Origin of the sequence: Pseudomonas sp. D8002 (assembly GCF_013385695.1) — a bacterium.
GTDB lineage: Bacteria > Pseudomonadota > Gammaproteobacteria > Pseudomonadales > Pseudomonadaceae > Aquipseudomonas.
Genome location: NZ_JACAPM010000036.1, coordinates 37,924 through 49,310, shown reverse-complemented (window position 1 = coordinate 49,310; position 11,387 = coordinate 37,924). Strand labels below are relative to the sequence as shown.

The window sequence follows — 11,387 nt, the reverse complement described above, 5'->3', positions numbered from 1 at the left end:
GAGTGCGGGCATGCCGAGCCTAGGCGAGGCACCGAGTGGTGGGGCAAAGACCTTTTGGTTACTTTTGGGGCGTTTGCCAAAAGTGACCCGCTGTAAGAGCGGAACCATAAGCCGCCGTTACCGAAGAAACGGATATGTACTCAGTCAACAATAAACCGCACCCCCGCCCTAACCCGCTCATCCACGGTCAATTCGAAAATATCCGGCCGGGCATAATGCCCAACCACATCATAGTCATACCGCGCCCGCACCAAATCATCCGTATCAATCCGCGCCACCAGCAACCCCGCCCCACCGAGCAATGGCCCGGCAAGAACGTCCCCCATGGGCCCGACAATCACACTGCCCCCCGCGATCAGAGGCCGATCCACCGGCCAGTTCGCCACCTCCACACCCAACGCCTGGGGTGACGCCTGCACCTGACACGCACTCACCACAAAACACCGCCCCTCATGGGCAATATGCCGCATGCTCACCTGCCACATTTCCCGCTCATCCACCGTCGGCGCGCACCACACTTCCACACCCTTGGCGTACATCGCGGTGCGCAACAACGGCATCATGTTCTCCCAGCACACGGCGCCACCGATGCGCCCTACCGCGGCATCAACCACCGGCAACGTCGAACCATCACCCTTGCCCCAGATCAGCCGCTCAGTGCCGGTAGGCATCAATTTGCGATGCCTGGCCACCAACCCGCCAACCGGCTCGAAATACAGCACCGTGCAATACAACGTGCTGCCACTGCGCTCAATCACACCCAACACCAGGCTCGCCCCGGTACGCGCCGACAAGCCGGCAAGCGCTTCGGTCTCCACACCCGGCACATCAATCGCATTGGCAAAATACCGCGCAAAGGCCTCGCGCCCTTCAGGCAGGCGATAACCCAGCTGGGTGCCGAAGCCCTCACCCTTGGGATAACCCCCGAGCAACGCTTCCGGCATCACCACCAGTTGCGCACCGCTGCGCAGGATTTCGTCCTCGTAGGACAGGATCTGTTCCAGGGTCTCAGCCTTGCCACCCGGCAAGGAACCGATTTGCAGCGCAGCCACGGTAGAAACAGGCATCACGATCACTCCGTATCAATGGGGGTTGCCCATTCTCCGGCCAGCGGCAATCATGAATAAAGCCCGCTTCGCTGCTAACTGATATGAGCCATATGAATATCGCCAACGTCGATCTCAACCTGCTGAAAACCTTCGAGGCCCTGCACGACGAATCCAGTGCCAGCCGCGCCGCCCTGCGCCTTGGCGTCACGCAGTCGGCGATCAGTGCAGCCCTGCGCCGCTTGCGTGATGTGTACGGCGATCAGTTGTTCGTGCGTACCGGCCGGGGCCTGGCGCCCACCTTGCGGGCCAATCAGTTGAAGCCGGTGATCAGCGAAGCCCTGGATCGCTGCCGCCAGAGCCTGGCGATGGTGGATCCCCTGGGCAATCACTATCAGGGCCGTTCGGTGGTGGTGGGGTTATCGGATGATTTCGAAATCGCCTACGGCCGGCGGCTGATTGAAGAGATTGCCCGGCGTGCGCCAAAGCTGCGGTTGATGTTCCGCCAGACCCACAGCCAGATCGTTGCCGACGCCCTGCTCGACCGCAGCCTGGACCTGGCAATCACCGCCGGCGGGTTTGCCGAGCGCCGGTTGAGCCGGCAGGTATTGGGGGAAGGCCATTACGCGTGCCTGGTGGACCCCGACAGCCTGGCGCCGGGACAACAGGCCATCGACCTCGACGAGTTCGTCAGGCGCGAGCATGTGCTGGTGTCATCCGGCGGGTTTATCGGGATCACCGACGAGGGCCTGGCCGCGCAGGGGCTGAGCCGCCACGTAGGTGCCTCGACCACGCACTTCGCGGCGCTGCCGTTCCTGCTCAAGGGCAGCCAGGCGGTGGCGACCATCCCCGGCCATGCGGCCCAGGCCATCGCGCAGATGACCGGACTGAGGGAGCTGCCTTGCCCGCTGGCGCTGCCGCGTTACCCGGTGGAGCTGGGCTGGCGCACCCAGGCGCAACTGGATCCGTTGCTGCTCAAGGTGCGCGAGGCAATCGAGGCTTGTTTTACTTCGCCGCCATCAGGCGATTGACTTCACTGCGCACCATGTTCGAGAACTCCGGCGGTGACATGCCGTCCAGTTCTGCACGCACCCATTCGGCCCATTTGCCCTTGCGCTTGGCGCGTTCGCCAAACAGGCGGGCGGCCTCACCCTTGGCCTTGCCCAGGTTGCTTTGCCAGAGGTCGTAGAGACGGGACTTTTCATCTTCCAGCGCGGCGCGCTCGGCGAGGGGCTTGTTGGCCAGATTGAAGCTCATGTTGAATTACCTGCTGCACAAATAGGTGACATCTTACACTGTAGGTTGAAATTTCCTGGCCTGGATTTCTCCTAAGCTGACCACAGGAAAAAAACTGCAACTTTTGCCCGCTTCAAACACTCCATTCTTCATCAAGCGCATTCATTGCCACATTCACCCGCAAGGAGTTAACCCAATGGCTCGCAAATCTGCCGCCCAAGCCGTCGAAGACCAAATCAAGGACCAAGCCTTCAGTGAACTGACCGCACTGATCGAAGAATCGGACAAGCTGCTCAAAAGCAGCGCGTCACTGGTGGGAGAAGAAGGTGAAACCCTGCGTGAACAGGTCGCCATCAAGCTCAAGCAGGCGCTGGACTCGGTGTCCAACGTGCGCGAGCGCAGCAAGCCGGTGGTGGATGCCACCGAAACCTACATCGGTGGCCATCCATGGCAGACCGTGGCGATTTCCGCCGGGTTTGGCCTGGTAGTCGGCCTGTTGCTGGGCCGCCGCAACTGATCTGATGCAACGGCTGCGCCCTCCCCGGGCGCAGCTCGCTTCAGGCCTGTGCCAACACCCGCAACCGACTCAATTCCTGCGTTTCGATCTCGATCCCGCCTGACAGCGACTTCGCCCGTGTGCGATGGCGCCGATCCCCCGGCAAACGCCGCAACCCTGCCGCATGCATCTGTCGCACCAGCTCCTGGCTGCGCTCGGCGAAGCTCTGCCCGGCGGTCTTGCTCGGGTCGATCACGATCAGCAACTGGCCGGTCCATGGCGTACGGGCGCCGGGGTGATCGGACCAGTTGAACTCAAACGAGAAGTTACCGCCCGTGAGGGCCGCGGCCAGCAGCTCGACCATCATCGACAGGGCCGACCCCTTGTGCCCGCCAAACGGCAGCAGCGCGCCGCCTTCGAGGATCGCCCTGGGGTCCTGGGTCGGCTGGCCGAGGCTGTCCACACCCATGCCCGGCGGCAGGCGCTCGCCCTTGCGCGCGGCAATCTGTACGTCGCCATGGGCGATAGCGCTGGTGGCCAGGTCAAACACGATCGGCAGGCCATCGGCGCGGGGCGCGGCGAAGGCAATGGGGTTGGTGCCGAACAGCGGGCGGTCGGCGCCGTGGGGCACCACGCAGGTCATGCTGTTGACCACGCTCAAGGCCACCAGGCCTTCTTCAGCAAAAGGCTCGACATCCGGCCAAAGCGCCGCGAAGTGGTGGGAATTATGGATCGCCAGCAAGGCAATCCCGGCACTGCGGGCCTTTTCCACCAACAGCGCACGGGCGGCTTGCAGTGCGGGCTGGGCGAAGCCGTTAGCCGCATCCACCCGCACAAACCCGCTGGCCACATCCTCGACCACCGGCACCGCCTTGCCGTTGACCCAGCCACTGGCCAGGGTCGAGACGTAACCGGGGATACGGAATACACCGTGGCTGTGGGCACCGTCGCGCTCGGCGCTGGCGCAGTTCTCGGCCAGCACCTGGGCCACATCGGCCGACGTACCGTGGCGGACAAACACCTGGCGCAGCAGGTCGGTCAATTGCGCATAACTGAGTCGCTCTGATGAAGACTCGACATCCAAAGGCGATGCAGACATCTGAAGCTCCCGTTTAATTATTGGAATGGGCAACAGCGTACAAGAATCGGTCCGTCGATTAGACAGGGTTTGCCCCATGGCTGTCGACAGGGAGCGCCAGACATATCTAGCCCCTCGTGGCGCCAGGCCTGGATAGGTTGCAGGCACGCAACTCTTCAAGGATCAGGATGATGAGCCACACCCCTCTCCCGTATTTTTTCCCCGAAGCCATGCGCGTGGGCTGGAGGGCGCTGGACCGTGAGCGCCAGCTGAACATCGACAGCAGGGACATCGAGTTTCTCGGCAAGGTGTTTTTTGCCAGCGATGCAGGCCGTCGCCAACAGTCGCCGCCAATGATCGCGCAGCGCATCTGGTTGAATAAAAGCACTGCCAATGCCGTCGAACTGGCCGGCAGCTTCATGATGAGTTCAACCAGCGCCTACCCACATGCCTGGCTCTACACCCCGTACGGCGGCCTGGAAAAATTCGACAGCCCCGCCCACTTGCTGACAGCACTGACCGAGCGCTTGAAAACCCCGGACAGCGCCACGCAACTGCTGTACTTCCTGCCCTTGCAGCAACAACCATCGCCGCTACTCGACAACCGACTGGTGCTGACACCGGAGGCCATGCTCGACGACGTATTGGGTGAACAGGAAAAAACCCTCAGGCGCTATCAGGAGAATAATCGCCAGGCGCTGCTGGCGGCGTTGAAACAGTTGCCCGCCCTCGGCGCCCTGCTTTCAAAACTGCTCGAAAGCGTCTGCCGCCCACTGTTCCCCGGGCTCAGCCCCGGCGAAGCCCACGTGAGTTTTTTCACCATACAGCCCGTTGGGTACACGGTGCCTCGCTGGATCGACTCGCTGCAACTCAATGACGCGGTGCTGTTGTACTACCGTGAACAAGCCTGGCCCGCCGGGCAAACCCGGGAGTTTTTCCACCCCAAGCGGCCTGCCGACGCCAAGGCCCGCGACACGCAGCGTTGGGAAAGCGCGATCAAACAAGCAGCCGGCCAACTGATCCCGTTCCTGCACAGTGCACTGGAGACGTTCTGGAACAGCGAGATCGCACCGGGCGTGTCGCGTCGGGCCTGGTTCGCCCGGGCCATGGCCGCCAATGCGCAACTGGATCTGCTGTTCAAGCGCCAGCAATCCATCATCAGTCCGGAGCAAAGCCGGGCATTGGCAGCGCTGTACTCTTCCCGGGGTAACGAGGCCCCCCCGAACAGCCAGACGCTGCGCGTCGAGAACGTACAGATCTGGGAGCAGCCGAGCAACGCCGTCGAGCTGGCCAGCACCTTGATGATCGGCAATTCGCAGACCTTTCTCTACACCCCCGAGAAGGGCCTGCAGGTGCTCGGGACCTACGACGATCTGATGGACACCCTCAAGGCCATGGTCAAGGCACCAGGCTATGAAGACGACCTCTACAACCTGATGTCCCTGGAGGAGCGGGCGCTGTTTGTGGGGTTCAAGACGCCGCAGTTTTCCGGCATTCCTATCGCCGGCAATCTGTTTGAGCAGGTGCTCGAAACCATCATCGGCAAGCAGCAACAGAACCTACGCTACGCACTCGACCTGTACCGACGCACCCGCGCCGGCATTGACCCCTCGGCCTTGCTCGACTACGCGCTGGATGTGCGGTACATGATCGACAGCCACCTCCCGGGCCTGGATACCGCGGGACGCTGGACGCCTCATTCGGTACTGGCCGACCCGACTCGCCCGGTGTCGCTGGCCGCCGAACGTGCCGCCCTGCTGCAAAAGCAGATGACCGATATCCAGGACACGCTGGCAACCCAGGTGCGAGCGCAACCCACATTGGCCAACACCGTCAATCAGGCGCTCACCGCCGAGTTCAACCGCCGCGGCTTGGCTGGCCACGATCCCGGCAAGATCTACGTCAATCGCTACGCCGCCAGCGCAAGCGCGACACGCGCCACTGCGCCCCTGGAAAGCCAGAGCCTGCGCAGTTACTTTCTTGCGCGCCTGATACACAAGCGCGGGCCGATTCCGCAAACGCCGCACTATGGCCTTTACGCCAGCCAGGGCGATGGGTCTGTTACACCGCTGGGCGGCCTGGACATAGCGCAAGCCAACGCGGCGCTCGATGCCGCACTGGTCAAGTTTCATCACTCCAACATTGCCGATATTCCCCGCGAATACCTGGAACAGCTCAAGGCGCCGATGGCCCATGCCATGGCGGTGGCGATCCAGGGCGAAGCCAGGCTCAGGCGCCTCAACAACAGCCTGGACGCGCGTGATGAGGCGATCGTGCAGACGGTGTTTGATCTTCAACACCCTGATCGCCGCCGGCGCCAGGGCCTGGGTGGATTCATCCCGGATGCCTATGCGTTGACCGTCGAACCCCGAGGGCCTGACGCAACGGGTGCCCCTGGCGCATTGCTTGATGCTCACCGAACGCGGTGGCCTGGCCCCGTCCCACTCAGGCCGGGCCGTGCTGTGGACGCCGGCGCGCGGCCTGGAGAGTTTCGCCAACGTCAGCCAATTGCAGACAGAACTGCAACGACGACTGGCCGCGCCGGACCTTCGCAGGCAGCTACTGGCCAATCTCGACCCGCGCTATCTCAAGCCGCACCAGGCCTGCGCACTCGGTCAGTTCATGCTGATCAACGGCGCGGTCGCACAGCACTGCCAGCAGTCCTGGATTGATCATTACAGGGCACAACGGGCTCACTGCCTCACCCTGACGCTCTCAGGGGACGCCTTGTTGAAGCGTCTCGGGGGGCTGGAAAAGGCCTTGCCGGCCAACGACCTGGGCCATGCCTCACAAATCGCCCAGACCTTCATGGCACAACAATCACTGCCCGCCTGGCTGGGGATGGCGTCTGTCAGCCAACAGCGTCGCCATGTCGAAATCCTTGAGCAATACCGCCACAGCCTCACGGACGACAAGGATTACCTTGACGATTTCCTGCCGCTGCCAGCGTATCTCGGCAGCAAGCTCATCGACTTGTTGCAGCCCTATGACGTGCGCCCGCAAGACGTCTACATCCTGCCCAAGCTGGTATTGGCCGGCCAGCGGCAGAACCTGGTGGACTACGCCCTCAATCACGTCAGCCAGCAAGCTGCTGCATTCGATGTCGAGTCCACAGCCGCCGGCCTGACACCTGCTGTGGTGCGCCAGATCCTCGCGCGCCTGCCCCTCAAGCAGGACCACCAGGCTTGCCTGGTCGAAAAACTCACCCCGGGCAAGCCGGGCGCAGACGTGCGGGAGCGCCGGTTTATTCGGCAACTGCCCTGGCAACTGCTGCAAAATGCCCACGCGCTGAGGCTGCAGGAACTGTTATCCGCCGCGGGCCTGAGCCTGGTCGAACAGGTCCTCGACATGCCGGACGCGCTCGCCCGCGCAGCGGTCGAGGGCGCGACCTCGACAGTGCGTCCGCTGGAGTTGATCGCCACGGCGGGGGCCCGGTCCATCAAGGCCCTTGGGGTCTACTTGATCAGTGCCGTCGAAAGCACTCCGCTGGTGATGTATGCGCCCTATGGGCCGCAACAGGCGTTCCAGGAGTTCGACAACGAGGCGGATTTGATTCGCCGGCTCAACCTGCCCGGCCCCTTGCAGGACTGGGTGATCGGTCGCCTGCCAGAGGCTGAGCAAGCCACGTATAGACACCTCTGGGCCAGCACGGTCGGGGGAACCTCGGAAATCACGCTGGGGGCCAATCCGATCAGGGGCCACGCCCTCAAGCAGTTGTACCGCGACAACATCGGATTGATCTCGAACCTGTTTGAACAGCAATCCCAGGCCAACGGCCGGTCAGCCTGGGACACCCTCAAAGCCTTGTTCAGCAGCGGACTGCAGCACGCGCAGGCGTTGCTGCCGGGCAAACTGATGGTGCCGCTGGTGATCTGGCAAAGCTACAAACTGTTCCAGGCCTCTGCCGAAGACTTGCAGCAACACCGCTGGCGCGAGGCGCTGCAAACCTTCATCGGCGGTGTCGCGCAAATGGCCTCGATCCGCGCATTGATGGATGAACCCTCGACACCAGGCACCGCCCCCGCGCAACCCGCGCCGACGCAAACGGCCAGTGCCTGGCACGACATCGACGTCACCGCCCGGGCCCGAACCCGGCTGCAAGCGTACGAAGCCTGCGACATCAGCCTGGAGGGCCTGACGGCAGGCAACACGGGCGTCTACACAGCGACGGACAACCGGCATTACCTGCCGTGCGCAGGCAAGGTCTACCGCGCCAGGCAGGTCGAAGGCCATTGGCGGCTTTTCAGTGCACGGTCCAAAGGACCGTTTGTGCGCCTGGATGCCAACCGCAAATGGACCCTGGACCCGGGCGCATCGGTTCGCCGCCACGGCCCCGGATGGAGTGCAATGATGGACCGCCGTGAGGTGCGGACAGCCGTGGACCAGGTGATGAACGTCGAGGCCCGCGGCCTGGCCGAGATTCGGCGTGTGTCGCCCTCCAGGGCCCAGGCGATCGTCGAGGCACTGGACCTGGCAACCTTCTACCTGCACAACTGCCAGCAGAACCTGAAACTGCTCGACCACCAGTATCCGCCCGTGACCCGGGTGCATCGCTTTATCAACCGCTTCTTCGGCATCCCGATAGACGCCGACACCGGCCCGGCCAAGTTTCCGCCAACCCTCGCGCAAAAACTCATGGACACGGTGACCGCCCTCCTCGATGAGGCGCTGGAGCCGACACTCTACTCGCTCAATTCCCGGCGTTTCGTCTCCGGTGCGCATATTGCCGAACCCGAACGGCACTGGGCGTTTACCATCGACGGCGACCCGGATCGACGCATCTACCTCACTGAAAACTTCTTCAACCCGCCTACGGCCGATTTCGAAGGGCGCCTGATCAATCACTTCGACCAAAGAGCCCATGCCCGCGCGGCCACCTTGATTCATGAGTTGACTCATATCGTGAGCAATACCGCCGACGTCGCCTACCTCAATTCCACATCACCTTTTTCCGACCTGATTGAAGTACAGACCCAAGCCGGTCGCGATCTTCAGGACTGGCTGCGCAACGTGCAGGAGAATGCGTACTCGATCAACACGCCAGTGGGGCAGTTGTTCAAATCAGCGGACGCGTGGGGGGCTACCGGATCTGATCTGGGAACCGACCCGGAAGATGACTACATCAGGCAGCAGATTCTTGCCACGACCGGAGGCGTGGACTTGAGCAACGCGCGGGGAATTTTCAAAACCAACCTGACGCGGCGGTTCAACACACAGATGGATAACGCCGACTCACTGACCTTGCTGATCACCACCCTGGGGCGCCAGCTGGACCCCGTGCCTTCGATTGCCGAAGCCACGCCGTAACGGACAGGGTGCGGGCGGAACGCCCGCACCCGTCAGTTCATTCAGTCTTTCTGATCGCGCAACACATTGCCCGACTCACCATCGATGCGGAACTCATAGACCACGCCATCGGCCTTGCGCCCCTCACCTTCCCAGTAGCCATCGTTATCGGCTTCGATCTTGTAGATCTGGACGTAACCAGCCTTGGTCTTGGCGGTCTCGATGGCTTTTTCGATGGTGATCCAGCCTGCGCCCGGTTTGTCCGCCAGGGCGGCTCCAGCACTGAGCAAGGCGGTGGTTGCGACAACGGCGGCTAAGGTTTTCTTAAGCATTTTCGTGCTCCATTAGGGAATGAGTGTTACCTGTCCTGAATTTTTTAGGGCCCTGCAGACGAGAATTAGTTCCAATTGATGTGCATTCGCCATGATGGCTGTTCTCGCCGTCCTGCTGTGGAGGTTAGAATGTCGGAAATCAGGATGAGTTAATGACAGATAAGTCCCTATCAGAAGCCGAATACGACGCCATCACCGATGCCGCTGCGCACTGGTGCATGCGTCTGCACGCTGGCGATTGCACGACGGCGGAGCGTCAGGCCTTCGAGCAGTGGCACGATGCGCATCCACTGCATGCCTTCGAATACGCCGCGATGCTGGAAATCTGGGACGTTGCCGATCACTTGCCCCGCAGCGAGCCGGCCCCCGTCGTGGTGCGGCGACAACCTCGCAGCCGTTTGAGGAACTACGCGGTAGCGGCGGCGATATGCCTGGTGGCCTTGCCACTGGCGGCCTTTACCGGCTGGGAAGCGGGCTGGCTGCCCAGCTCGTACAACCATTACGAAGCTGAAAACAGCTTGCGCCTGGTCACCCTTGACGACGGCAGCCAGGTTGAACTGAACCTGGGCACCGAACTGGTCTACAGCAACTTCAAGGATCAGCGCCGGGTTACCCTGAAAAAAGGCGAGGCGTTTTTCAAGGTCAGCCATGACGCGCAGCATCCGTTTATCGTCCACGCCGGTGACGGCCAGGTTCGGGTGACCGGCACTCAGTTCAATGTCTGGAAATACGAAAACCATGTGCGGGTCATGCTGCTGCAAGGCTCGGTGCTGGTGAGCAGCGACGACGCCCACAGCGGCCTGCGCCTGTCACCCGGGATGCAGGCCAGCTACAACCGTGGCGATGCCAGCCCCCAGGCCCAGCCGATTGCCCCGGGCGACACGGCCCTGGCCTGGCGTGACGGCAAGCTGATCCTCGACAACCTGGCCCTGGCCGACGCGTTGCCGTTGATCAACCGCTACCTGAGCAAACCGGTGATGCTGGCCGACGCCGGCACCGGCGCGATCCGCATTGGTGGCATCTACAACATCAACGAGGTGTCCAACCTCGTCCCCTCCCTGCCCAAGGTCCTGCCGGTCTACCTGACCCAGAACCAGGACGGCAACCCTGTACTCAATTCGATTCCGCGCAAAACCCCAAAGAGCTGAGCCAGGGTCATGGGCCTGCGCCCTCCTCCCGGATGCTGCCTGCGTCAAATCGTCCATTTTTGAAACACTTGCACCGGCTGAGCTGACAGCCGGCTGCGGAGTGCCGGGTTTACGGCGCGCAGTGTTTCATCCCTGAGACACCTGCCAGGCGGGCTGGACAAAGGCCCGCTGTCTCACAGTTGAAACACATCCACTGTGCATTCTATCCCCCGCGCTCATAACCCCATGAATGTCATCACAAATTCAAAAGCGGCACAGCTCCTGCTCTCTTCCTGACAGCGCTGTTTAGGGTCAGCGCCAAGAATAAGGAATGCCGTCGTGAAGACACTTAATCCAGGCTCATTGAGCCTTCTGCTGATCAGCTGTGTACTGAGTACCAGCGTGAGCCTCCCGGTGCTCGCGGCAGGCGACGGTGTGATCGTGATTCAGCGCACCGTCCAGGGCCACATGGCTGGCCGCACCGCTGGCGTCGATCCCAACCCGGTCACCGTCAATGCCAATTCTTCTCCACAGATCCTGCGGGCCACCAGCGAGCTGAGCGACAACGACTACGCCAACATCAGCAGCGGCTCCAGCATCACTCGCGCCATCCTGCCTGGCGGCAACCTTCCCGGCTTGACCAACAACGGGGGTGGCGTAGGCCTTGGTGGCGGCGCAGCGGCCGGCCATGGTGGCGGCTCCAGCCTCTCGGGGCAGATCAACGGCTCAATCTCCCGCGGCATGGCGCCTTTGAACAACATCGGCAGCCTGATGGGAGGCCAGTGA

At 62.3% G+C, this 11,387-nt stretch carries 10 protein-coding genes; 6 read left to right on the top strand and 4 right to left on the bottom strand.

What is annotated here, in order from left to right; all coding sequences use genetic code 11:
• Window positions 1-140: 140 nt before the first annotated feature.
• Entirely contained in the window at window positions 141-1,067 is a 927-nt protein-coding gene (locus HX807_RS21945) for a carbon-nitrogen hydrolase family protein (protein WP_008432044.1), read from the bottom strand.
• 92 nt (window positions 1,068-1,159) lie between these two features.
• On the opposite strand from HX807_RS21945, the gene HX807_RS21940 reads away from it, so the two are divergent.
• Window positions 1,160-2,077 carry a LysR substrate-binding domain-containing protein gene (locus HX807_RS21940; protein WP_087694394.1) on the top strand — a complete coding sequence of 306 codons (918 nt, stop codon included), beginning with the start codon at window positions 1,160-1,162 and terminating at the stop codon, window positions 2,075-2,077.
• On the opposite strand, the gene HX807_RS21935 is transcribed toward HX807_RS21940, so the two are convergent.
• Window positions 2,052-2,303, bottom strand: coding sequence for a hypothetical protein (locus tag HX807_RS21935; RefSeq protein ID WP_003217960.1), 252 nt, complete (start codon window positions 2,301-2,303; stop codon window positions 2,052-2,054). The two genes, HX807_RS21940 and HX807_RS21935, sit on opposite strands and share 26 nt — an antisense overlap.
• Window positions 2,304-2,478: 175 nt before the next feature.
• On the opposite strand from HX807_RS21935, the gene HX807_RS21930 reads away from it, so the two are divergent.
• Window positions 2,479-2,799, top strand: a complete 321-nt coding sequence (locus tag HX807_RS21930) for a YqjD family protein (protein ID WP_003217958.1) — start codon at window positions 2,479-2,481, stop codon at window positions 2,797-2,799.
• Window positions 2,800-2,839: 40 nt separating this feature from the next.
• Here the strand turns inward: HX807_RS21930 and HX807_RS21925 are convergent, their stop codons facing one another.
• Window positions 2,840-3,877: an Ldh family oxidoreductase gene (locus HX807_RS21925; RefSeq protein ID WP_177051034.1), complete on the bottom strand. Its 1,038-nt coding sequence runs from the start codon at window positions 3,875-3,877 to the stop codon at window positions 2,840-2,842.
• Window positions 3,878-4,047: 170 nt separating this feature from the next.
• Between HX807_RS21925 and HX807_RS32005 the strand changes: the two genes are divergently transcribed.
• Both HX807_RS32005 and HX807_RS31735 read left to right on the top strand, forming a co-directional pair.
• Window positions 4,048-6,528, top strand: coding sequence for a hypothetical protein (locus tag HX807_RS32005; RefSeq protein ID WP_371316485.1), 2,481 nt, complete (start codon window positions 4,048-4,050; stop codon window positions 6,526-6,528).
• Window positions 6,479-9,163, top strand: a complete 2,685-nt coding sequence (locus HX807_RS31735) for a dermonecrotic toxin domain-containing protein (protein WP_371316486.1) — start codon at window positions 6,479-6,481, stop codon at window positions 9,161-9,163. Before HX807_RS32005 ends, HX807_RS31735 begins: the two co-directional genes overlap by 50 nt.
• A gap of 41 nt (window positions 9,164-9,204) precedes the next feature.
• Here the strand turns inward: HX807_RS31735 and HX807_RS21915 are convergent, their stop codons facing one another.
• A complete protein-coding gene (locus HX807_RS21915) occupies window positions 9,205-9,474 on the bottom strand; it encodes a PepSY domain-containing protein (protein WP_003217951.1) in 270 nt (89 codons plus the stop codon).
• A gap of 152 nt (window positions 9,475-9,626) precedes the next feature.
• On the opposite strand from HX807_RS21915, the gene HX807_RS21910 reads away from it, so the two are divergent.
• Together HX807_RS21910 and HX807_RS21905 are read left to right on the top strand one after the other, a co-directional pair.
• Window positions 9,627-10,622, top strand: coding sequence for a FecR family protein (locus HX807_RS21910; protein ID WP_177051030.1), 996 nt, complete (start codon window positions 9,627-9,629; stop codon window positions 10,620-10,622).
• 318 nt (window positions 10,623-10,940) lie between these two features.
• Window positions 10,941-11,387, top strand: a complete 447-nt coding sequence (locus HX807_RS21905) for a hypothetical protein (protein WP_003217947.1) — start codon at window positions 10,941-10,943, stop codon at window positions 11,385-11,387.

Bases quoted from the DNA above. Each gene is read 5' to 3' on its own strand.
- HX807_RS21945 (WP_008432044.1), bottom strand. From the start codon at position 1,067: ATGCCTGTTTCTACCGTGGCTGCGCTGCAAATCGGTTCCTTGCCGGGT.
- HX807_RS21940 (WP_087694394.1), top strand. From the start codon at position 1,160: ATGAATATCGCCAACGTCGATCTCAACCTGCTGAAAACCTTCGAGGCC.
- HX807_RS21935 (WP_003217960.1), bottom strand. From the start codon at position 2,303: ATGAGCTTCAATCTGGCCAACAAGCCCCTCGCCGAGCGCGCCGCGCTG.
- HX807_RS21930 (WP_003217958.1), top strand. From the start codon at position 2,479: ATGGCTCGCAAATCTGCCGCCCAAGCCGTCGAAGACCAAATCAAGGAC.
- HX807_RS21925 (WP_177051034.1), bottom strand. From the start codon at position 3,877: ATGTCTGCATCGCCTTTGGATGTCGAGTCTTCATCAGAGCGACTCAGT.
- HX807_RS32005 (WP_371316485.1), top strand. From the start codon at position 4,048: ATGAGCCACACCCCTCTCCCGTATTTTTTCCCCGAAGCCATGCGCGTG.
- HX807_RS31735 (WP_371316486.1), top strand. From the start codon at position 6,479: ATGCTGATCAACGGCGCGGTCGCACAGCACTGCCAGCAGTCCTGGATT.
- HX807_RS21915 (WP_003217951.1), bottom strand. From the start codon at position 9,474: ATGCTTAAGAAAACCTTAGCCGCCGTTGTCGCAACCACCGCCTTGCTC.
- HX807_RS21910 (WP_177051030.1), top strand. From the start codon at position 9,627: ATGACAGATAAGTCCCTATCAGAAGCCGAATACGACGCCATCACCGAT.